Origin of the sequence: Saltatorellus ferox (assembly GCA_007751475.1) — a bacterium.
GTDB lineage: Bacteria > Planctomycetota > UBA1135 > UBA1135.
The window spans coordinates 5,988,917-6,010,117 of sequence record CP036434.1 but is presented as its reverse complement, the minus strand read 5'-3'; the positions used below and the strand labels follow the sequence as shown (position 1 = coordinate 6,010,117).

Sequence of the window (21,201 nt, the reverse complement as noted above, 5' to 3'; positions counted from 1 at the left end):
CGCGTGCCGTGAGTGATGGCACGAACAGTCCCACTGATAGCGCGGCCCGACACTCGCCGCCATGGTTCAGCTGAATCGTCGCCGGCGGCAACTCGTTGTCGTTCGAGTCGACGACTTCGATGCGAGTCCGACGGATGCCACCATCGAGGTTCGAAACGAAGGGACGCCGACGCTTCGGATCGACGCTCCTCCCGTGGAAAGATAATTCGCCGACTGGGGATCGTTTCCTGTCGTCGATCGGGAGCCGGTGACGTGTGGAAGACGAACATGAAGCACCACTCTCTCCATCTTTCACTTCTGGCCATCGCCTCGTCCCTGATTTCGGTCCCAGCCCTCTGCGCGGAGAAGCCCCGCGGTGAGCCGCAGGCCGGTCCATGGATGGTGCGCATCGCGGACGAGGCTCCCGTGGTTGCGGCGAGCTTCGCAGACGGGCGCCTTTTGCTGCTTCACGCCCGGACGAAGGACGTGCTGAAGTCTCTGCCCGCGGCGACCGGAGCCGCCGAGCTCTGGCGACTGGACATGGATCGATCCGGTGATCTCGTCGCGCTCCTCACCCGGGACAACCGGGTTTGGCACTGGCGGTGGAGGACCGAGGACGCGCCCCACGTGGTGGCGACGCTTTCCGGGGAGCTCGGCACCTGGGAGGGCTGGCGCTTCGGGGCAGCGCTGGAGTTCGGGCCCGCGGGGAAGCGGCTGTTCGTCGGGCATGCGCGGGGAGGGGCGCTGCTGCTCGACGGCGAGGAAAAGGCGATCGTCACGTTCGGCGACCGGGGGCCCGCGTCGCCACAGCCCGGGGAAGCCGATGCGGGTATCGTGGATGAGGACGGCAAGAAGTGGCGTGCCGTCCGCGCGACGGGCTTCGACTTTCCCAGGTCGTGGTCGAAGGATGGGGAGCGGCTGGCCCTCATCACAGAGGGGGGCTGCTCCGTATTCAGCACCGACGATGGCCGACTCCTCGCCTCGGGGATCGGACCCGAGGATGGCTCTGCGGAGTCCCTGGCCTTGAGTCCGGAGGGCGATCACCTCGTGGCCGGCTGCTACGGTGGCGCGCTCGTGAAGTACGAGGTGGCCACAGGGAAAGAGATCTGGAGACACCTGAACACAGGCTCCATGGGGATGGGGCATGACCCTTCGATCTTTCCGCTCTCCTTCGGCGCGGTGCAGTTCTCGCCGGATGGAACTCTTGTCTCGGCGACGACCACCACGGGAATTCACGCGGTACTGCTGAGGGCGTCGTCCGGAGAACTGGCCTGGAAGGGCAAGCACTGCGGCGGCAGGATGGGGGAGCCGGCGGAGATCGTCTGGCAGCCCGACAGCAAGAGCTTCTTCTTCGCGTTCGTGTCGGGCGTGATGTCCATCCACCAGGTCCGCCTGCGAGAAGAGTCCGCTTCCGGCTTCGCGGAGGAGCAGACCCGCGCCGTGGGGACCCTGCCAGATTTCGGCTGGGACGGCGTCGGCGTCTTCAACGGGTCCAAGGCGATCACCGCGGTGAGCGACGCGGACTTCCGGCTCCTCTGGGCCACGGAGGGGTGAGCCACGAGAGGATCGGTTCCCCTGGCCCGCGCAGGCCCCGGGGTCCTTTCGTTATCTGGCGGCCAGGCGCACCTTCAGCGTCTTCAAGATCGCTTCGAGGCTTCTATCAGGCGGTAGCCCGATCGAGCCGCGTCGAATCTCAGTGGTCCGCCCGCAGCGACTCCACCCTTTGCTCGAGAATCCAGGCCGCGTCCTGGCCAAACGTTCGATTCGCAGCGGCACAATCTGAGGGAGTCGACCTGCGCGCTCTCCAGCGACCGTCCAGCGTCTCGTACGCCTCGCCGGTATCGCGGGTCTTGAGCGCACCGCGTGAGGTCAATTCAGACTCCTCTGCCCGTGTGATGCGAGCGGCAGCCACCAGCGCTCCGTCCAGACGGTCGTTGGTGCGATGGAAGGAGATGAACTCCCATTCGACACGGGTCTCGAAATCCCCATTTGGCTCGTCTTGCGCCTCACTCTCGGGCGGTCCATCGTGTGGTTCCATTTCCGCGTTCCTCAACAATTCTGGGGCCAGCTCACGTAAACCATTCCAGTGGCCCGTTTCCACATCCCGCAACTTCCAGCCCAGCTCCTCCAAGAGGTTGACGCCCTTCCTGGTCTGACAGGGCCAGCAAGCAGTCACCAGATTGGATTCATCGTTCCACGCGCCGCCGCGGCAAACCGGTACCACTTGCTCAAGGGTAGCGAGGGGCCAATAGTACGTAGGATCGGTAGAGGCCATCTTCCTGGCGGTACCGCCATAGACGGACGTCCCGTCCACATCGAAGATGACCAACGGGCGGCCGTCGCCACTTCCCTCGTCGGCTCGCCCCTCGCGGACGGCAGCTCGGAGAGATGGGTCGTCTCTGCGGCTCCACTCCGTTCCAGGCCGACTGGTTCCAGTGCTGCGGTCCCTCCAGCAGCGCGACCGCTGTTGACGAAGTCAACCAAGCCTACAAGAGACAGCAGCGCCAGCGAGGCCGCCCTCACGCTGCGGCTCATCGACATGATGCCTATGGTAGGCTTGCCGAGCCCTACCCAGGACCAAGATGCTGCTCGCTTTCCAATCCGAATTCCAGGTGTTCTCCGTCGACTCCGGCGGGGTGGATACGCTGGCCTTCCTCGCCGTGGCCGTCACGGTCGCTACCGTGGCCGCTCACATTTGCGCGGCGTACTTCCTCTTCACCGCGGCGGCACGCTTCCGTCGCGACCAGAACGCAGGCCCCGCGCTGTTCCCACCGTTTCTCTGGGGGCTCCTGGGGCTCATTGGAACGATCACGTCGATCGGAGTGGTGGGCCTGCTGTTCGTCGTCTTGCACTACACCGATTGGTGCCATTCGCCCGAGCGAGACGAAGACATAGCGCCATCACCCCGCCTCGGATCCACCCACGCGAGACGCGTTCGCGAGCTCAAGGCCGAACTTGCCGAGCTGAGGGAGCAGAACCGAGACGCCGAACAGGAGTGAGCACCGGGAGACCCTACGCACCCCGGTACCGAACCCGACCCAAATCCGCCACGTTTCCCAACTGCTCAAACGTGGGGGCCTTGGGTCGGATCTTGTACCGCCACGGCGACCGGGGCGCGGCCGACGACGGTGGCATCGATGACGCGCCGGAGCCACCGGCGTCGGCCGCCTGGGAATCGTGGAATAGGAGCACCACGTCGGCGTCGCAGGCGGACCATGACTTCCCATCAGCATCCAGATCCTCTCCTCCAGGCCATGACGCGACGTGCGGTTCAAACCCTCACCCTTCTGGCTCTCGTTCCCGTTGCCCTGTCGCAGGGCGCCGCTTTGGCCTCGGGCGCCCAGGGGTCCACCCGGGCCTGCGCCCCGATCTCCGAGGTGGATGCGGACGACCTGCTGACCTTCCAGTTCGGCAAGGCACAGGCTGACCTCACGCTCTTCGAATTCGCCCACATGGCGGCGAAAGCCGCCGGGCGAGTCTTCACCTGGAGCGAGGAGACCGAGGCGCTCCTTCGACGCGGAGGGGCAATCCGTCAGCCTGAGCCTCTTCGAACTCGTGCAGAGGCTTGCCGAAGCGACGGACCAGTCGTTCACGTGGAGCTCTTCGGCAGAAGCGCTCCTGAAGTCGAGCCAGGTTCGCCTGCTCGGTGAGTGGTCGATCCCGAGGGACCGCATCGCTCGCTCCCTCGACGCGCTCCTCGATTCGCTGGACTTCCGCTGCGAGAAGGTTGGGGATGGGGACATTTCCGTCATCAAGATCGATGTGAAGTAAAGGGGAGCCAGGTCCTGATCCTTCTGGTGGGGGCCGTGGCCATATCAGGTCGATCTGGACCCTGACGCGCTGGAGGAGCCGCTGGTCCTCACCCTGGGCCGGGGCGCGACGTTCCTCGCCACTCTCGACGCGTCCTCCCTTCCCGCCGCGCGGAGGGTGGTGAAGATCGCGCTTCAGGATGAGGAGGGAGAGTACGTCTTCGTCGAGAACCTCGGCCAGGGTCGTCTCCGGGCCCCTGCGCTCAGGCCAGGGCTCTACCGCGCGGAGCCGCGGCTCGAAGGTGGCCACGTGCCCGTCCCGACGTTCGAGGGGATCGAGGTCCCTGCCAGCGGGGAGGTGCGCGACCCAAGGGTCGACGGCGTTCGCCTCTCGGAACTGATCCGCGAGATCTCGGTCACGGTGAACGGTGAGGTGCCGGATCGCCCCCCGACGATCCTGCGCGTGATGGCGGTCCAGGCGCCGGTGCAGATCGGCCGGCCGGGGGCGAGCCTGGTCTACTCCGTGCGCCAGCGGCGGGACGCTCCCAGGCCGCACCTTCAGCGTCTTCGCGATCGCATCGAGGCTTCTATCAGGCGCCCTCTGAACCACTCCAGCTGATCGCCCTGCGGCTCTGATCGAAGGAGCACCCAACTATCGCCCGCTCCCATGGGTGGGGGAGACCCGTCCTAGCCAGGGCCGAGCCGTTCTCCGCCGCCATCAGGGGAGTCCGAAGTCCGAATCCCGATGCCGCCTCGGCAGGGTCGTCTGGGCTTCGCGAAGTAGAGCGCCGTGGCAGAGCGGCGCGCGTCGGATACGGCTCCTCCGATGCTCGATGAAGTCACTCGAGCAGGAGGACCTCGACGCCTCCCTCGCCCTCAAGCCCCCCCGAAGGCAGCTTGCGCAGCTCCTCTCCTGCCTTTGTCTCCAGTCGCGCCCAGACCGCTCGCGCAGAGAACTCGAGCACGCCCGTACGCCCGTCACCGAGGGTCAGACTCTCGCATCGGAACGTGGATCGGCCCACGCGACTGATCATCGGTACGGCGAGCTTGGCTTCGTCGAGGAGGCTGAGGCGGGCATCCATCAGCTCCGGGTCCTCCACCTGAAGGCGAGCGCGCCGGAGCTCTGATAGTTCAATCTGAATCTGCTTCCCTGTGGTGGCAGCTGCCACATCGATGGTTGCTTCCAGTTCGCCGCCGCTTTCGCGCGAGACGAAGAGCGTCCAGCCGGAACCTCCCACGCCCTCGAATTGGAAGACACCTTCCTCGTCGGTCACTGCACGCCGCAGTAGCCCATGGGAGACCCCGATGGAGCGTGGAGCGATACGGACCTCGGCCCCAGGCACGGGCCCTCCCTTCGCCGAAACCACTCGCCCCACTACCGAGCTCACAGCGCCGAGCTTTCCACTGGAGACCCTCAGCTCGAGGGAGTTTGGCACGACTTCCAGGGATGCGATGACCTCAGCACGCTCCACGGAGACGACGAAAAGCTGATAGGGCCGTGATTGAAGACCCGCCAGGGTCGCGCGACGAAGGTCTGCTCCGAGGACCGCGGGCTCGATCCCGCCTGCGTGTCGTCCCGCCCCGAGGGCCTCGGCCGAAACCTCTGCGTGGAGGATCGACGCCCCCACCTCCATGGAGGCCAGCCCGAAGGGCTCTTCCCCCTCGAGAACTGCCAAGAGTCTTCCCGGGGGCGATCCATCGACCACGAGTGGGAGCGTTTCCGTCATACGTTCCAGTCGCAGCTCGAAGGGCTCGCGACCCTCGTCGATCTCGCTTCGCACTGGCTGGAATCCCTCCGCGACCGCTCGGAGCTGCCTTCCCCGTGGCGCCCACTGGAGAGAGAAGCGGCCGTCCGCTCCCGTTCGCACGAGGCAATCACCCACCCCCACCCACGCGTTCGGGACAGGTTCCCCAAAGGGATCGACGATCCGCCCCACGATGCCTCGATCGGATTCCCGACGGAGGCTGACCACCGCGGGCAGCTCTTCGCTGGGGCAGGACAAGGGCTCGAACCCTGGTGCCTCCACGGACAGCTCGACCGAGTCGTGGCGCGGAAAATCAGCAATGGCTGCATCACCCGCTGCATCCGTCGTCACGCTCCAGCGGGGCACCGACTCCACCCCATCACCGGTTCCGAATCGCTCCAGGCGATCCGTGGGCACCTCGGCCCTGACCCGCGCCCCATGGATCGGGGCGCCATCACTGTCCACTACCCGAAGCTCGCGCGCCATTCGGTGAGCCACCACCACCCGTGCCACGGCGCCCGGATGGAGGCGTGGTCGCAGGACCGTGCTCAATGTCCCGCGGCTCGCAACGGTCAGGAGCTCGTCGGCTGCCCCCCGCGGCGGTGAAGGGAAGGTAGCCCGACCCGCCGCATCCGTGGACTGCGGCTTGGATCTCGGTCCAGCGCTTTCGGAGGGTCCCACGAAGATGATCTCGGCACCGGGTACGGGCGTCCCGTCCAGGGTGATCACCTCGGCAACAGCGACCGAATCCGCCCCATCTCCAGGCTGAAGGAACGCCTCTTCCTTGCCCGCGGCGCCCAGGCGCGCGGCAGAGCTTGGCAGCTGATCGATCTCCCGTAGCTCTGGGCGCCAGTGCCCGCCCACGGGACGGACTTCGAGCGATCTGTCCCCATCCGGAGCCGATCTGGTACCCATGAGACTCATGGCCCCGAGGGCCGCCAGGCCCAGCAGAGAAGCCGCCGAAGCCGCTCCCCACGGGCCCAGGCTGGCGCCTGCGGAGGCACCGGCCGCGATGGCTGGCCCTGGCTGGCGCGCCGTCTCCTCCAGCAGGACGAGCACCGCAAGGCCCCGGGAATCTCGTCGTCCCTGAAGAGCCTCACGCAGCCGCAGGATGCCGCGACGTGACCAGGTCTCGACGGTCTTGCGCGGAGCCCCCGCCCGTCGAGCGATCTCCTCGATGGAACGACCGTTCAAGAAGCGCTCGACGATCGTGGACCGATACGGCTCATCGAGGGCCTCGATGGCGTCAAGGGTGATTCTCTGGAGCTCGATCCTCTGGGCTGGATCCTCCAGGTGATACGACTCGGGTACGGCAGCCTCGCGCTCCCTCGCGGAACGACGAGCGCCGTCGCGATGATGGCCACGGACGCTGTTGCGCAGCACCTGCATGAGCCAACCGCGGCTGGCGCCGTGGCCCGTTGTCGAGCGACGACGCCAGGCCTGGATCCAAACGGCCTGGGCAGCATCTTCCGCGGTACCAGGGTCATTCGTCAGCGCCAGAGCCGCCCGGCGGAGCCAGGCGCCATCCCGTGCGAGCTCACGCTCGACGTCGAACGCGGCGAAACCTTCATCGGCGTCCATGGGGTGCTACCTCACGGGGGGCCCTTCGGCTCCTCGGCCCACGGTCTTGCCCCTCAACAGCCAGGCCCCCGTGAGGACGTGCTCCCGCGCGAACTCGTTGCGCTTGGCCCTGTGGGCCTCCTCCTTGGCGGCGTGCTCGATCACCTCCGCCGTGATTTCTCCGTCGATGTCGAACTCAGGGGCATTCGCTTCTAGTTGGCTCATTTCTTCTGCCCAGCGCAAGAGGTCAGCCTGGCAGTCTTCGAAGGAGATCCCCTGCGCCGGGACCAAGGCCTCCGTTCTATCCATCAACAGGATATCCCGTTGCCCATCGCCGTCGACGTCGGCGACCGCGATCCTCGTGTTCCTTCCTGGCCGGTCGAGGGTGGCGCCGGCGGGGATCAGCAGCATGTTCGCGCCGTCGAAGTCGCCATCGCCGCTGAACTCCGGCAGGAGCATCTGCTTTCCGCGGAAACGAGGTCGATCGACGCTTCCACTGTTTACGAAGAGGCAGACGCCCCCCGCATCGGAGCCAGAGAGAAGATCGAGATCTCCGTCACTGTCCCAGTCCACCAGCAGCGGATCCGAATGACGCCCCACGGACATCCGTTCCCCGCTTTCGAGCTTCAGGAAGCTCGATTCTCTCTCGAAGCCACCCTCTTCGCGGCCCCGGAAGAGTGCGAAGTGCCCGACCATGTTGCCCACGACCAGGTCGAGGTGGCCGTCGCCGTCCAGGTCCGCAGCCCAGGGCTTCGTGCAGATGCGGTCAGCGAAGCGGTCGACCCCCTTACGTTCCGTGTGGATCAGGAGCAAATCGCCGTCCTCCGTTCGCAGCGGCTCCGCTGGTTCGAAGCTTTCTTCCTTGCCCGCGAGCCAGTACAGCACGCCCGCCATGTCGCCGTCGTTCTTCGAATAGGAGCCCGAGAGGAGATCCAGGATTCCATCGCCGTTGAGATCCACGAACTGTGGAGTCGCGGTGGTGCATCACCAAACGCCCGGGACAATCGTGTCCTCGCTCTCGATCAAGGGGCTGGCGGGCCCGAAGCGCAGCTCACCCAGGCCGCGGCGAACCTCGAAGGCCCCGTCGGGAAGCAGACCCACGATCAGGTCCCCGCGGCCGTCACCGTCGAGGTCGCGCATGGCGGGCGCTGCATAGCCCGGGGCGGGTGTGGCAAGCGGCTCTCCATCAAAACCGAGGAGGCGCACGGGCGCATGGAGTTCGCCGTCAGCCGAAGGAAACATGGCGGCTGTCGCCAGAAGCGATGCTAGCAGGGTCATGGTGTCGAAGAGGCTTCCCAGGCGACCACCATTGGTCACCACTTGCCTCGAACGCAAGATGGCGCCGCGGCCGATCCGCCTTCAGCGTTCTCGTGTTTCTGGCGGAATCGCTGGCCCCTGGCCGGACCCGCGGTGCCCGAGGTCCAAGATGAGCAGGCAGGTCATCCATCTCGAGGAGACCAAGCAGGGCTGCTTCGACCGGACTCCCCTCGGATCGAGTGTCAAGCCGGAGTCGTGGCCACCTCACGCCTGAGCCAGACAGGCCGCTCGCCGCGAGAAGTCTCGGAAATCCTGAAGGCGTTGCCTGAACGGTGACATCAGCCTCCAAGGTCCGCAGTCACTCCGTTCCCCAAGATCCGCCATGAATGACCAGAGAGCCCGTAATCAGAAGCCGCGCGCAACCCAATTCCCCACCCAGGGCAAGCCCTGCTGGCGCTTCTACCGGGGCAGTAGCCGGGTACGACTTGCACTGCTTTTTTTCGCCAGCGCAGCCGCGACTCCGGCCCCTCTCTTGGGGACACCCCAGCCCCAGGAGGCGGTGCGGTCAACGCCGGAGAAGATCGTGCAAGACGCCAGCGCGGCATATCTCGCTGGCAGCTACCTGGATTCGGCCAAGCTGTACGCTAGCTGCCTGGAGCAAGTCACCGGCTCGGCTCGTCGATCGAACGCGTACAACGCGGCCTGCAGCTTTGCTCTCGCCGGCAGCCTGAACGAGGCGTTCGAGATGCTCAGCATCGCGATCCAAGCAGGGTTCATCGACGTCGCTCACCTCGAGGTGGACAGCGACCTGACAGCGCTTCGCGACGATTCGCGTTGGGCGTCCATGATCAAGGACGCTGAGTCGCGAGCAGGGGAGGACAAGCGACGCTGGGGCGGAGCTGCGTTCAAGACTCCGTGGACCCCTGAACTCACCGAGTCAGAAAGACTGGCCGGACTTTCACTCATCTGGGCGGAAGCACGGTACGGCTTTCCAAACTTCGACCAGGTCCCCGACCTTGATTGGGACGCGGCGTACGTCGCCATGATCCCTCGGGTGCTGCAAGCGGATACGACCGTTCGATACTACCGCTTGCTAAAGGAGTTCATCGGCCTCCTGAGGGACGGGCACTGCTCCGTCACTCCGCCGCGAGTAGCAGAAGTCTACGAGGCGAGCGGCTGCATTCCTCCTCTGCTAACGGACCTGGTTCAGGGCAAAGTGGTCGTCGAAAAAGCGCTCGGTCAGGAGTTCCTGGATGCTGGTATCCGCCGCGGCGACGAGGTGCTGAGCCTCGACGGGGTGTCGATCAGCCAGTACGCGGCGAACGCGATCAAGCCTCTTCAGGCGAGCTCTACGGCCCACTACCTCGACCGAATCACCTATCACTGGAGACTGCTGGAAGGCCCGGTGGGTCCGGTCACCCTGGAGTTCAGGCGCCGCGACGGCCAGGTGGTCCAGGTCGAGAGCCGTAGGATTGCCGGCGACGAGTGGTCGACAGTCCCTGTCAAGCGCGATCCGAGTCCGCCGTCCTACGCCTTCGAAATGCGCGGTGACGACATCGCTTACGTCCAGCTAGGTACCTTCGGAGACGCGAGCGTCACGGCGCGCTTCTCCAGAGACTTCGCCGAGATCTCCAAGGCGCAGGCTCTCATCATCGACCTGCGAGACAACGGTGGCGGGAGCAGCGGAGTGGGGTGGGACATCCTCGCACATCTGACCGATCGGCCGTTCGAAGTGACGAGCTGGCGAACTCTACGATACTCCGCGGTGCAGCGCGCCTGGGGCCATGCCACAGAGTACGAAGAGCACTCGGGTCATATGTGGCCGGCAGACGACAGCGCACACTTCAAGGGCCCGGTGGCCGTACTCATCGGCAACCACACCTTCTCCGCCGCGGAGGACTTTGTGGCCGCATTCAAGGTGCTTGATCGGGGCCTCTTGGTCGGCGAGCCCACCGGGGGAAGCACAGGACAGCCCCTTGCCTTTGATCTTCCAGGCGGGGGCTGGGCTCGGATCACCGTCAAGCGAGACTTGTATCCGAATGGAACGGACTTCGTTGGCGTTGGCATTCATCCAGATGTCCTCGTTGAGCCCACGATCGACGAGTACGCCGAGCGCCTCGATGTCACGTGGCGGCGGGCAGCGGAGCTGTTGCTCGCGGACTGAAATCCCAGCAGTACCGATTGCGGCAATTGCTTGTCGCCCCCTCGCAACCCACGGTCTCGTCTGCTCAGCTCACAAGAAGTGATCTCGTCCAGGCCATCGCTGCCGAGGAAGATCACTCCATCCACGACGGCGAAACCTACCAGCTGAGCTTCTTCCTGGCCGGCGCGATGGTCCTCGACGGCACTGTCCCTGAGATCGAGCCGGGACTCCCCGTGGTTCAGAGTGGCGATCCCTGTCCTTCGGCGCGGTGCAGTTCTCGCCCGATGGAACTCTTGTCTTGGCGACGACCACCACGGGAATTCACGCGGTCCTGCTGCGGGCGTCGTCCGGAGAACTGGCCTGGGAGGGCAAGCACTGCGGCGGCAGGATGGGGGAGCCGGCGGGGATCGTCTGGCAGCACGACAGCAAGGGCTTCTTCTTCGCTTTCGTGTCCGGCGTGATGTCCATCCACCAGGTCTGCCTGCGAGAAGAGTCCGCTTCCGGATTCGCGGAGGAGCAGACCCGCGCCGTGGGGACCCTGCCAGATTTTGGCTGGGACGGCGTCGGCGTCTTCAACGGGTCCAAGGCGATCACCGCGGTGAGCGACGCGGACCTTCGGCCCGTATGGGCCACGGAGGTGGGAGCCGCAAGCGGATCGGTTCACCCGGCCCACCGAGGCCCCGAGCTCCTTTCGCTATCTGGCGCCCCAGGCTTACCTTCAGTGACTTCACGATCGCTTCGAAGCTTCCATCAGACGGAATATGAACCACTCCAGCTGATCGTCGCGCGGCTCTGACCGCCGGAGCACCCAATGCCGAGCCCAGCAGCGAGTCACTTCGCCACCCCGACCATGTCTGGCGTCGGCCGAGCCGTGGGGCGCCCCGGCCTCCATGGATGGCCTCTCAGTCGAGAACGGTGAAGACCAGCGAAGCTGGCGGTTCGATGGCGTCCACTTCGACCGGGGCGCCGTCCAGCTCCTTGCCTTCGCCGCTGAGAACGACGATCCGGTAAATCGTTGCATCGAGGCGATCCAGCTCGAACGGTGCGGTCCATTCGCCCTTGGAATCTTTCGTCCATTCGACGGTGATCCACTGGTGCCGCAACGTGGAAGCGCCAATGGTGTTTCGCTCAGCGGGGCTGGCACGAACGTGGACTTCGCCGCGATGGGTGCCCGTGTTACTCCTGACGACGCCGCTCACCTTGTAGTCGAACCCCGGCTCCGGATCGCGTGCTTCGCCTCGCTCCGCGAGGTGTTCGTCGAGCTTCGAGCTGTACACGGCGCGGAGCATCTCCGTTGGCAGAGACTTGAGGCTCGTCGGCTGAAGCTCGAGGGAAATAGGAGCCTCCCCGATCCTTGGGATCCTCGCTACGGACGCGGCAGCGGACCAGAGCTCACCCGAGTGGACGATGACGGCGTGGAGCTGGCGCGTCGCCCTCAGGTCCGCCGCGGTGGCGTGGCGCCAGACCTCCATCCATAGAACACCCTGGAGGTCCTCGACCCATTCGTGAAGTTCCACGACATGGGTTGCGCCAGCAAAGTCACCGACCACGCCCTCATAGAACCTCTCCACGCTCGCGATGTGGCGCGCCTCGACCTGCTCGCTTCCGCGCTCCCCGAACCACAAACGAGTGGTGCCGCCGTACCCTTCCGGAACGACGAGCGTGACGGGCATGACGCGCTGCAAGGGCAAGCGCCAGACGTCCGGGTCGTCGGGCTCGCCGCGGTGGGGCAGATGGGGAAGCTCCGCGGAACCGTGCCGTCCTGGTCTCGCGAGCGGAGACCCGCCGGTGAACGACTGAATTCCGTGGGCGCCCCTGACGATGTAGGCGAATAGCTCCCCGGTGGCCATGGGCTCGGAGAAGCGTAGCCGTCCCGTTCCATCGCTCGTGGCTATCTGGGTGACCATGCGGGTATCATTGGCGGACACGGTCACGAAGGCTCCGGGCTCACCCGTGATTTCATCGACCAGATGCACGTTCACCGGAAGGAGGGTTCCCGACGTGGATCCATCGTTGTGAGGCATACGATCCAACGAATGGGAAGGCGCCGCGCTACGTCCCGCTGGCGCTTCCTTGACGCGAGTCTTCCTGTCCTTCGGAACCTGCACCAAGGCAACCTCCCCGGATTCCCCTGCGCCGTGGGCCGTCTCTGCTTCACGTCCCACGACGGCCGAGGCGCGGGTCGCTCCCCCCATCCACATGACAGTGAGCAGGAGCAGAACGACAACGACGAGCAGTGCGGGAATGAGCCGGCGCATCCCCTGCAGTTTAGCTGATCCGGGCTCAAGGGAAGGTCTTGTCCGCTGCCGCGTGATATCGATCGCTTCGAGGCTTCCATCAGGCCCCTGTGAACGAATCCAGCTGCTCAAACGTGGCGGCTTTGGGTCGGGTTCGGTACCGCCAAGGTTCGGCAACGCAGCCGAAGCGCGAAGGGGGCCGAAGGAATGGCGCGAACTTTTGGATCACACCACTAGAGGAAGTTTACGGTCAGCCCGTCGGTGAAGTTTGAGGTCGGGGCTCCGGAGGCGGAGTCGCGGTACCAGCCCTGGAAGTTGAGGGTCTGCCCGGCGGAGATGCCGCCGCCTCCGACCGTCGTGAGGTCGAGCTGCAGGGAGGCTTCTCGCAAAAGACTGGCCACCTGCAACTGTCCGGGCTGATTAAGACGCACGAAGGGGGGCGTCAGGCAGAGCCGGCCCAGCGAGCCGAGGACCGGATACGTCGAGCCCGAAATGGGGCCGTAGATGAAAATCACCGGTACCCACGGCGGAAGGTCGTTGGCGCGGAGGGTGAAGTCGTTGTCCGCGACGAGAGCGCTGCCGCTGGCGGAGATCTCCGCCGCTGCGCCAGCCGAGTTGATCACCGCGGGGGTGCAGTAGCGAACGCCGAGATCCGGGGGACCCGTGTCCCACTGGAGCCAGCCCGAATTCCCGTTAATGGAGGCCCAGGCGAGGTCGAGATCGCCGTCGCTGTCTGCGTCGATCCAGGACATGAGCTTCTTGCCGGGAGTCCAAGATTGCAAGGGAATGGACTCGCTGACCTGGACCCCGACCGAGAAGGAGCCTCCGCCCAGGCCCTCGAAGAGGACCGTGGTGCTGAGTCGCCGGCAGTCGAAGTTCGCGCTCGTGTCAGCCCGGAAGGCGACGAGGATGTCGAGATCGCCATCTCCGTCACGATCCTCTGCCAGGAGGCTCAGGTTTCCCTGCGCGCCCGGGAGTGCGCCGATCGGAATCGGAGCACCGAACGTGCCGCCCAGGTTGCGCGACCATTCCACGATCGCGGCCGTGGAGGTCAAATCGATGCTGAGGAGGTCCGGCGCGCCGTCGCTGTCGACGTCGCGGAGCCAAAGATAGGTGGAGATCCGGGTTGAAGCGCTTGCCGGGCCGAAAGCTCCTCCGCCCAGGCCCGGGTACCACGCGACCTCGGGTGTCGTGATCGGTCCGCTCGCGAGGACCAGATCCGGAACACCGTCGAGATCCATGTCCTCGACCCAGGATCCCTGCAGAGAGCTGCCGGTCCAGGTGGCGATCTGGACCGCAGGTGCGAATGTTCCGTCGCCGACCCCCGCCATGGACCAGGCGGCCGTGGGGAATCCGATTCCTGAGGTCGTGAAGAGACAGTCCTGGTGACCGTCGCCGTTCACGTCCGCGAGGGACACTGGAGCGAACGGGGGGCTCCCGATCCCCGTCGGAGAGAGAATGAGGGCGCCGAAGGTGCCGTCTCCGCGGCCCAGGGAGACCCGCAGCTCGCTCGAATCGGTGTCGAAGCGTACGAGGTCGACGTGACCGTCTCCGTCGAGGTCGTGCGGCTCGAGGAACTCCCACTCGGAGACCGCAGGCGTGGGGTTCTGCCGGACGGCCTCGACTCTCTCGAAGCCGCGGACACCTCGACGGAGGAACAGCCAGACGTCGCCGTCGACGTTGCCCACGACGAAGTCGTCGTGCCCGTCCTCGTCGAAGTCCGCCACAAACGCTCGCTCTGCCCAGCCGTTCGATTCGAGGGAGAGGTCGACGGCTTCGAAGGGACGGGCGGAGGTGCCGTCGGTACCGAAGCACGTGACCCGGCTCCTGAACGCGGTGACCCGGAGGTCCTCGAATCCGTCCCCGTCGACGTCGGCGACGTCCAACTCCCGTGCACCGGTGACGGCAGGAGGAAGCAGCTGCTCGGCTCCAAAGGCGCCGCCTCCGAGTCCCTTGAACCAGCGGCCCCGGGCGCCGGACGCCACGGCGACGAGGTCAAGCACGCCGTCGTGGTCCGCATCCATGAATCTCACGCCTGTCATGGATCCCGCCGACGAGAGCTGCACTGGAGTCGGGTCCAGCACGGTGGGACTCACCCGGGTGAAGACCCAGAGCCCGTCGGCCCGGCCAATGGCCATGTCCGTCAGGCCATCACCGTTCACGTCGGCCGCGTCGAAGCAGCCGTAGTTGACGTCGCCGGTGCCCTGGATCGTCATCGATCCCGTAAAGCCCGGGCCCGTGTTCCTCGCGACCAACAGGCGGCTACGCGGCGGGAAGCTGGTGGTCGAGGCGTGCGAGAAGAAGTCCAGATTGCCGTCACCGTCGAAGTCCAGGAGACGTGGCGACACACCTCCAAGCGGTACGTCGATGGCAGCGCTGAAGTTGGCGCCGGACTGTCCCCGCAGGAGCGACCAGCCCAACCCCGCGCGTTGAATGAAGACGTCGGGATCTCCGTCTGCATTCGCATCGCCGACGAGCACATCTTCGAGCTCTGCGAGCCCGCCCACGAGGAGCGCGGAGGGCGCGAGCGCCGAGCCTAGACCCCGCACCCAGTGCAGGCTGTTCTCGTCGTAGAGCACCAGGTCGGTCAGGCCGTCGCCGTCGACGTCTCCCGCTCCCGCGATGCCGTGGTCGGGCGAGGTGACGTTCAGCTCGGCCACGGGGATCAGCGGGCTGTGACCCTCCGAACCGAGATTCAGCGCGATGTGGACCCGGGCGCAGTTGCCGTCGATGGAGAGAAACCATCCCGATCCGACGGTGTCGAGGTCTCCGTCCTGGTCAAAGTCGAGCACCGCGGTGCCGATTCCCGGCACCTGGCTCGTGAAGTGGTTCTCCCCGAGCTGAGCGGAGACACCGAGGGGTGCCGTGGCGAGTACGCCGATCGAAACGGCGACGAACGAGCGAGGTGCGTGGTGGGTCATGTGGTGGGTCATAGAGCGTTTTCTCGGTCAGGAGCATCGCGCCCGGGGGGTCAGGAAGGTCGAGGACGGCTCCTGAGCCCTGAGGCGCTCATCCATTGTAATCCCATTGCTCTCGTCCGTGTCGCTGCACCCGCGCACGAGATTCTCGACGAGCACGCTTACGCCCGTCCGCACTTGGCGGTACCGCCATTGGGTCGGGTTCGGTACCGCCACGATACCGCCAGGTTCGGTACCGCCAAGGGCGATGCCGCGGCGGACCATGGAACCGGCCCCCGCTACCTGCTGGGCGATCTCCCTCCCGACCTTTAGGCTCTTTGGATGACCATGGATTATCACATCATCTGGCATCAGCTGCAGTGCACGGACCTGGAACCGGCCATCGCGTTCTACGAGCAGCTCTTCGGATGGACCACTCGCCCCGAGGAGCGAACGACCTACGTGCACTTCTACGACGGAAACGACGCCATCGCCGGAGTGATGCCCCAGCACGGGGGAGGCGGCCCTGCACAGTGGGGCGCCCACGTGGGGACGTCGGACATCGACGCCTACTGCGCGCGAGCGAAGGCGGCCGGCGGCAAGCCGCTGATGCCGATCATGGACATCCCTCACACCGGCCGGCTCTGCCCCATCGCCGACCCGGGCGGTGCGGTGCTGACCGCGTTTCAGCCTTCGGACCTCGAGCGCAAGCACTGGAGCACGGAGCAAGAGGTGGGTCACTTCTGCTGGTTCCAGCTCCTCTGCCAGGACCCCGCGAAGTCCGTCGCGTTCTACCGGGACGTCGTGGGATGGAGCGCGATGGCACTGCCCATGGGCGACTCGATCCAGCACCTCTTCATGGCACCCGGAACGGGGCCGGAAGCGGCGGTAGGTGGCGCGATGCAGCTGCCGGTCCCCGACGCGCCCGACCACTTCCTCCCCTACGTGCTCGTGGAGGACGCAGGGGCATCGGTGGCCCGGGCAGTGGAACTCGGCGGCACGATGCTCTGCGACAGCACCCCGGTCCCCGGCTACGGACGCTTTGCCGTCCTCACCGATCCCGAAGGTGCTGCGCTGGCGGTGTTCCAGCCGGAATGAACGTGGCGGTACCGAACCCGACCCAAAGCCGCCACGTTTTCCAACTGCGCAAATGTGGTGGCATGGGGTTGGGCCCGGAGCTGGCGCCGACGTATCACGGGCTGGAGTGACGGAATCAGCCATCGGTTCGTTCTGCCAGGGTCTGCGAATCATCGCATCTGGGCGGGAAGCGGCTTGAACGTCGCCTTGAGCCACGTTCGCTTTCGCTCGCGGATCAGGATGCGCTGCTCGTGGGTCACGTATCTCGCCAGGCTCAACCTCGCGGTGTATTCGCCGACCGGAAGCGTTCGTCGGCACGCAGCCGGGTGCCGGGCGGAAGGCCAGGATCCGGCGGCGGATGACTCATGGTCGCTCGTCCCTGGGTGGGGAAATGGAGCCGCAAGGCCTCGCCCATGTCTGCAGGAAGAAGTTCGACCCGAACCAGATGACTGTGCCACCCCTGGGTAGTCGACGACGCGGGGCCGCTCACGCTGGCTGCGACTCCAAGGCTACCCGCCGCGCCCAACTCCATCGTCAGCCGGGTCACCTCCCCGGCCCTGAGCTCGACCACCTGGGTCACCGGCACATGCCGTTTGACGACCCCCATGCTTCCCCGAGGGTGACCTTGAACGCCCCTGGCGGCAGAGCGGGCCTCCGCATCACGCCGTGGCTATCGACGCTATTCGACTCGAGCAGCACCACACCCTCCACAGTCGTCACCGCGAGCAGTAGCGACGCACCGACATCCCCGCCGCCTGGCGCCACGCCCGTCACCTCCAGCTCCGCCGCTAGCTCGCGCACAGGCAAGCTGAAAGGTCACTTCGCTTTGATAGTCGCCCTGCGTGAGGCGAACGCGCTGCTCTTGGATCCGATGCTGGCGAGAGAGGACGCCCACGATGAAGTCACGGTCGGGCTCGAGTTTGGCCAGCAGTGCAGCTCCTCTCGCCGCGGACCATGGCGTCACAAACCACTCGTTTTCGGCCAGCGCGACGGGGTAGCAGTAGGTACTCACGGCGCTGGCCGGTAGGACCCTTCGCGCCAAGTCGATGGCCTCGAGCTGGGCTGGCGTACCGTCTGCTTCGACGGCACGAACGATGAGCGCGTGCCGGACCAAGACCTGGAGCGTGGTGTCCGCGACCACGACCGGAGTCGTGGTGGGACTCACCTCCGCGGCTTCTGCTGAAGTGGCAACAGGGGATGGTTCGAGTGGATTGCGCTGATACGACGCGAACTCGGAAATGACGGGCACCTTGGAATCCGATCCTGCGACGGCTGACACAGCGCTGGTCGTCGCCGCGAAGATCATCTCCGGCGAGTCCCGCTCGACCCAATCCGATGACTCCTTCGAGCGCGGTCCAAGGTTCCAGGCACTCAGGGTCAGAACCGCCACCGCGGCCAGTAGCAGCACGGCGGCGATTTTCCTGGGAGTCGATCTGCGAGGGCTCATGTCCCTCAGCGGAGGAGCCGAAAGCGCAGGACTTCCACGGAAGGCCTGGAGCCGTCGCTGTCCATCCCTTCGAGCTGCAGAGTTGTAGCGACTCGGGGCGGGACTTGGCGCCGACGGATCAAGGGCTGCTGTGGCGGCATCAGCTATGCGGTACCGAACCCGACCCAAAGCCGCTACGTTTCCGTTGGAGGGGAAACACCTCTGACCGAAACGTGGCGGCTTTGGGTCGGGTTCGGTACCGCCAAGCAAGCAGTCACCAGATTGGATTCATCGTTTCACGCGCCGCCGCGGCAAACCGGTACCACTTGCTCAAGGGTAGCGAGCTGCCAATAGTACGTAGGATCGGTAGAGGCCATCTTCCTGGCGGTACCGCCATAGACGGACGTCCCGTCCACATCGAAGATGACCAACGGGCGGCCGTCGCCACTTCCCTCGTCGGCTCGCCCATCGCGGGCGGCAGCTCGGAGAGATGGGTCGTCTCCGCGGCTCCACTCCGTTCCAGGCCGACTGGTTACAGTGCTGCGGTCCCTCCAGCAGCGCGACCGCTGTTGACGAAGTCAACCAGGCCTACAAGAGACAGCAGCGCCAGCGAGGCCGCCCTCACGCTGCGGTTCCTCGACATGATGCCTATGGTAGGCTTGCCGAGCCCTACCCAGGACCAAGATGCTGCTCGCTTTCCAATCCGAATTCCAGGTGTTCTCCGTCGACTCCGGCGGGGTGGATACGCTGGCCTTCCTCGCCGTGGCCGTCACGGTCGCTACCGTGGCCGCTCACATTTGCGCGGCGTACTTCCTCTTCACCGCGGCGGCACGCTTCCGTCGCGACCAGAACGCAGGCCCCGCGCTGTTCCCACCGTTTCTCTGGGGGCTCCTGGGGCTCATTGGAACAATCACGTCGATCGGAGTGGTGGGCCTGCTGTTCGTCGTCTTGCACTACACCGATTGGTGCCATTCGCCCGAGCGAGACGAAGACATAGCGCCATCACCCCGCCTCGGATCCACCCACGCGAGACGCGTTCGCGAGCTCAAGGCCGAACTTGCCGAGCTGAGGGAGCAGAACCGAGACGCCGAACAGGAGTGAGCACCGGGAGACCCTACGCACCCTGCCCTGCGGCCGGGACGCAGGTTCGATCGCCGAGCAGCTCGCCGATCAGGCCGTCGACCTCCTCCAGCTTGACCTGAATGGAATAGCGCTCCAGCGCGATCCGGCGACCCGCTCGACCGATACGCTCGGCGAGTTCCGGCGACTCAAGGAGTCGTACGCACTGGGCCGCGAAGGCCTTCGCCCCTTCGGCGATCAGAAGGTTCTCATCGTGCACGCCACCCAGGCCGGGCACCGAGATCGGAGTGGCCACGACCGGGATCCCCATGGCCCACGACTGCAGGATCTTGTTCTTGAGGCCCGTCCCGGATCGCAACGAGCACGCAAGCAGGGCGACGGATAGGAATCCCAAGCGGGGAGGCATGGCGGTACCGCCAGAAACGTGGCGGCTTTGGGTCGGGTTCGGTACCGCCATTGGGTCGGGTTCGGTACCGCCATGACCCCCTGGATGAAGAGCCCGAGCTCAGGAGAAAGCTGGGCCGGCAGCTCCACCCGCCTCTGGACGCTGGGCGGCACCGCCAAGTCTGATATCACCAGGACAAGGGGCGCCGGGGCTCTCCCAAGGGCTTCCGGGAATCGACCCGTACTTTTTGGGAACGCCAGGGTCCGCGGCGTCCACTGTGAGCATGCAACGCAAGAAGGAACAGGCAGGGGAGGCGCCCGACCACGTGCTGGCTCATCTCGACTGGGTGCGCTCGCTGAGTTTACAGCTGGTCAGGGACGTGGCGACGGCGGACGACCTCGTCCAGAACGCATGGTTGGCGGCGCAGGCCGGGCGCCCGCGCCGGAGTGACGACGTCGGGATACGCGCCTGGCTCGGGGGAGTCGTTCGTAACCTGGCGCGGAACGAGACGCGGAAGGTAGCGCGGCGTCGCGGGCTGGAGCGGGCGGCTTTCGAGGGGGCCGGCAGCGAATCCAGCGCTGACGAACTCCTGATGCGATCGGAGCAGATGGCCGACGTGGCGCGGCGGCTACTCGAACTCGCCGAGCCATTCCGAACGACGATGCTGCTGCGCTGGTTCGAAGGTCTCACGCCCCGGGAGATCGCCGCGCGGGAAGGGGTGACCGATGCGACCGTGCGAACGCGGCTGCATCGGGGGCTCACGGAACTCAGGCGCCAGCTCGACGCAGCCAGTGGCGGAGACAGCCGGGCCTGGGCGATCGGGCTGATCCCCTTCGCGAAGGCTGCGAAGACTGGGAAGGTCGCGACGGTGAGTCCGGCGGCGGCGGCGTTCGCTCCGGCGAAGGTCGCAGGCGTCCTGCTGGTTCTGGTGGCCACTCTCGCGACGGCGGTCTGGGCGACGTTCCACGCCGCCTCGACAACACGCGAGAGTGCGGTTTCGGACGCCGCCATGGTGGCGGCCATTCAGCCTTCCGGCGTGGACGTGTCGGGCGATGCGACAAAGCCGCGTCTCAACCCGGGGTCTGCGGCGCTCGACCGAACGGCGCGCGAGGCGCTGGCGCCCGTCTCGCTCACGGTGCCGCAGGTTCCCGCAGCGACGCCAGCGGAAGAATTCGCCGCCCCATCCACCGCGGTGGGGGAGCGCGCGGACTCGCACATGATCCGCGGGAGGGTGGTGCTGCCCGACGGCACCCCGCTCCCGGGCGTGGGCGTGCACGCCAAGCTGGTTGGCGCAGGCAGCGGCGTGGGCCTCGACAGTCAGCGCGGCAAGACCTACGCCGGGGGGACCTTCGAACTCGACGACCTTCAGGCAGGAACGTACGAGCTCGAAGTGATCTGGAGCAGCCACCTTCCCATTCGTGGAAGTTCGCGGGTCGCGACGAGTGACTTGGAGCAGCGGATCGAGGTCGACGCGCTCCTCGTGGAGGTCAGTGCGCGGGACCGCGATGGTTCCAGCGTGCCGATGAGCCTCGTGCAGTCGTCTCCGATCTCGGAGCGTGGCCACGAGGCAGAAGAGAGCGGCTTTCGTCTTCCACTGAATCCCTACGCGATGACGCACGACATGCTGATGTCGACTGGCGTGGCGCACCTGCTGAAGGCCGAGGGC

General features: G+C 66.0%; 17 protein-coding genes and 1 pseudogene. 10 read left to right on the top strand and 8 right to left on the bottom strand.

All coding sequences use genetic code 11. The features are described from left to right. The first annotated feature begins 61 nt into the window (after positions 1 to 61). Both Poly30_RS28795 and Poly30_RS21675 read left to right on the top strand, forming a co-directional pair. Complete coding sequence (locus Poly30_RS28795; protein WP_419190479.1) at positions 62 to 205, top strand: hypothetical protein; 144 nt, start codon at positions 62 to 64, stop codon at positions 203 to 205. Positions 206 to 267: 62 nt separating this feature from the next. Continuing rightward, positions 268 to 1,533, top strand: coding sequence for a WD40 repeat domain-containing protein (locus tag Poly30_RS21675; RefSeq protein ID WP_145202277.1), 1,266 nt, complete (start codon positions 268 to 270; stop codon positions 1,531 to 1,533). A 139-nt stretch (positions 1,534 to 1,672) separates the two neighbouring features. On the opposite strand, the gene Poly30_RS21670 is transcribed toward Poly30_RS21675, so the two are convergent. Continuing rightward, the gene (locus tag Poly30_RS21670; RefSeq protein WP_145202275.1) at positions 1,673 to 2,017 is read right to left on the bottom strand and encodes a hypothetical protein; all 345 of its coding nucleotides are present in this window, start codon (positions 2,015 to 2,017) and stop codon (positions 1,673 to 1,675) included. A 544-nt stretch (positions 2,018 to 2,561) separates the two neighbouring features. Between Poly30_RS21670 and Poly30_RS21665 the strand changes: the two genes are divergently transcribed. The 3 genes from Poly30_RS21665 to Poly30_RS21655 all read left to right on the top strand — a co-directional run bounded on the left by Poly30_RS21665 (position 2,562) and on the right by Poly30_RS21655 (position 4,347). Continuing rightward, positions 2,562 to 2,978, top strand: coding sequence for a hypothetical protein (locus Poly30_RS21665; protein WP_145202239.1), 417 nt, complete (start codon positions 2,562 to 2,564; stop codon positions 2,976 to 2,978). A 556-nt stretch (positions 2,979 to 3,534) separates the two neighbouring features. Continuing rightward, the gene (locus Poly30_RS21660) at positions 3,535 to 3,750 is read left to right on the top strand and encodes a hypothetical protein (protein ID WP_145202272.1); all 216 of its coding nucleotides are present in this window, start codon (positions 3,535 to 3,537) and stop codon (positions 3,748 to 3,750) included. 159 nt (positions 3,751 to 3,909) lie between these two features. Continuing rightward, positions 3,910 to 4,347, top strand: a complete 438-nt coding sequence (locus Poly30_RS21655) for a hypothetical protein (protein WP_145202269.1) — start codon at positions 3,910 to 3,912, stop codon at positions 4,345 to 4,347. A 220-nt stretch (positions 4,348 to 4,567) separates the two neighbouring features. On the opposite strand, the gene Poly30_RS21650 is transcribed toward Poly30_RS21655, so the two are convergent. From Poly30_RS21650 to Poly30_RS21640, 3 genes are read right to left on the bottom strand one after another with little or no spacing between them, the layout of a single operon-like run. Next, the gene (locus Poly30_RS21650; protein ID WP_145202266.1) at positions 4,568 to 7,054 is read right to left on the bottom strand and encodes a sigma-70 family RNA polymerase sigma factor; all 2,487 of its coding nucleotides are present in this window, start codon (positions 7,052 to 7,054) and stop codon (positions 4,568 to 4,570) included. A 6-nt stretch (positions 7,055 to 7,060) separates the two neighbouring features. Then, positions 7,061 to 7,993 (bottom strand): FG-GAP repeat domain-containing protein, encoded by a 933-nt coding sequence (locus tag Poly30_RS21645; RefSeq protein ID WP_145202263.1) that lies wholly within the window; start codon positions 7,991 to 7,993, stop codon positions 7,061 to 7,063. Between the two features lie 24 nt (positions 7,994 to 8,017). Further along, positions 8,018 to 8,311: a hypothetical protein gene (locus Poly30_RS21640; RefSeq protein ID WP_145202260.1), complete on the bottom strand. Its 294-nt coding sequence runs from the start codon at positions 8,309 to 8,311 to the stop codon at positions 8,018 to 8,020. A gap of 562 nt (positions 8,312 to 8,873) precedes the next feature. Between Poly30_RS21640 and Poly30_RS21635 the strand changes: the two genes are divergently transcribed. Both Poly30_RS21635 and Poly30_RS21630 read left to right on the top strand, forming a co-directional pair. Beyond that, complete coding sequence (locus tag Poly30_RS21635; RefSeq protein ID WP_419190478.1) at positions 8,874 to 10,454, top strand: S41 family peptidase; 1,581 nt, start codon at positions 8,874 to 8,876, stop codon at positions 10,452 to 10,454. Between the two features lie 277 nt (positions 10,455 to 10,731). Beyond that, the gene (locus Poly30_RS21630) at positions 10,732 to 11,229 is read left to right on the top strand and encodes a hypothetical protein (RefSeq protein WP_145202254.1); all 498 of its coding nucleotides are present in this window, start codon (positions 10,732 to 10,734) and stop codon (positions 11,227 to 11,229) included. Between the two features lie 106 nt (positions 11,230 to 11,335). On the opposite strand, the gene Poly30_RS21625 is transcribed toward Poly30_RS21630, so the two are convergent. Next, entirely contained in the window at positions 11,336 to 12,457 is a 1,122-nt protein-coding gene (locus Poly30_RS21625) for a hypothetical protein (protein WP_419190477.1), read from the bottom strand. Positions 12,458 to 12,903: 446 nt separating this feature from the next. Then, positions 12,904 to 15,591 (bottom strand): FG-GAP repeat domain-containing protein, encoded by a 2,688-nt coding sequence (locus Poly30_RS21620; protein WP_419190476.1) that lies wholly within the window; start codon positions 15,589 to 15,591, stop codon positions 12,904 to 12,906. A 324-nt stretch (positions 15,592 to 15,915) separates the two neighbouring features. Here Poly30_RS21620 and Poly30_RS21615 point away from each other — a divergent pair, with 324 nt between their 5' ends. Then, positions 15,916 to 16,665 (top strand): VOC family protein, encoded by a 750-nt coding sequence (locus Poly30_RS21615; RefSeq protein WP_419190475.1) that lies wholly within the window; start codon positions 15,916 to 15,918, stop codon positions 16,663 to 16,665. Positions 16,666 to 17,220: 555 nt separating this feature from the next. Here Poly30_RS21615 and Poly30_RS21610 read toward each other — a convergent pair. Next, complete coding sequence (locus Poly30_RS21610) at positions 17,221 to 17,445, bottom strand: hypothetical protein (RefSeq protein ID WP_419190474.1); 225 nt, start codon at positions 17,443 to 17,445, stop codon at positions 17,221 to 17,223. Between the two features lie 1,309 nt (positions 17,446 to 18,754). On the opposite strand from Poly30_RS21610, the gene Poly30_RS21605 reads away from it, so the two are divergent. Further along, positions 18,755 to 19,171, top strand: a complete 417-nt coding sequence (locus Poly30_RS21605) for a hypothetical protein (RefSeq protein WP_145202239.1) — start codon at positions 18,755 to 18,757, stop codon at positions 19,169 to 19,171. Between the two features lie 13 nt (positions 19,172 to 19,184). Here the strand turns inward: Poly30_RS21605 and Poly30_RS21600 are convergent, their stop codons facing one another. Further along, the gene (locus Poly30_RS21600) at positions 19,185 to 19,544 is read right to left on the bottom strand and encodes a glycosyltransferase (protein ID WP_419190473.1); all 360 of its coding nucleotides are present in this window, start codon (positions 19,542 to 19,544) and stop codon (positions 19,185 to 19,187) included. A 274-nt stretch (positions 19,545 to 19,818) separates the two neighbouring features. On the opposite strand from Poly30_RS21600, the pseudogene Poly30_RS28790 reads away from it, so the two are divergent. Then, positions 19,819 to 20,304 (top strand): annotated as a pseudogene (locus Poly30_RS28790) (RNA polymerase sigma factor); the annotation flags it as partial. Between the last annotated feature and the right edge of the window lie 897 nt (positions 20,305 to 21,201).

Bases quoted from the DNA above. Each gene is read 5' to 3' on its own strand.
- Poly30_RS21640 (WP_145202260.1), bottom strand. From the start codon at position 8,311: ATGACCCTGCTAGCATCGCTTCTGGCGACAGCCGCCATGTTTCCTTCG.
- Poly30_RS21615 (WP_419190475.1), top strand. From the start codon at position 15,916: ATGGATTATCACATCATCTGGCATCAGCTGCAGTGCACGGACCTGGAA.
- Poly30_RS21605 (WP_145202239.1), top strand. From the start codon at position 18,755: ATGCTGCTCGCTTTCCAATCCGAATTCCAGGTGTTCTCCGTCGACTCC.
- Poly30_RS21625 (WP_419190477.1), bottom strand. From the start codon at position 12,457: ATGCCTCACAACGATGGATCCACGTCGGGAACCCTCCTTCCGGTGAAC.
- Poly30_RS28795 (WP_419190479.1), top strand. From the start codon at position 62: ATGGTTCAGCTGAATCGTCGCCGGCGGCAACTCGTTGTCGTTCGAGTC.
- Poly30_RS21665 (WP_145202239.1), top strand. From the start codon at position 2,562: ATGCTGCTCGCTTTCCAATCCGAATTCCAGGTGTTCTCCGTCGACTCC.
- Poly30_RS21620 (WP_419190476.1), bottom strand. From the start codon at position 15,591: ATGACCCACCACGCACCTCGCTCGTTCGTCGCCGTTTCGATCGGCGTA.
- Poly30_RS21650 (WP_145202266.1), bottom strand. From the start codon at position 7,054: ATGGACGCCGATGAAGGTTTCGCCGCGTTCGACGTCGAGCGTGAGCTC.
- Poly30_RS21670 (WP_145202275.1), bottom strand. From the start codon at position 2,017: ATGGAACCACACGATGGACCGCCCGAGAGTGAGGCGCAAGACGAGCCA.
- Poly30_RS21675 (WP_145202277.1), top strand. From the start codon at position 268: ATGAAGCACCACTCTCTCCATCTTTCACTTCTGGCCATCGCCTCGTCC.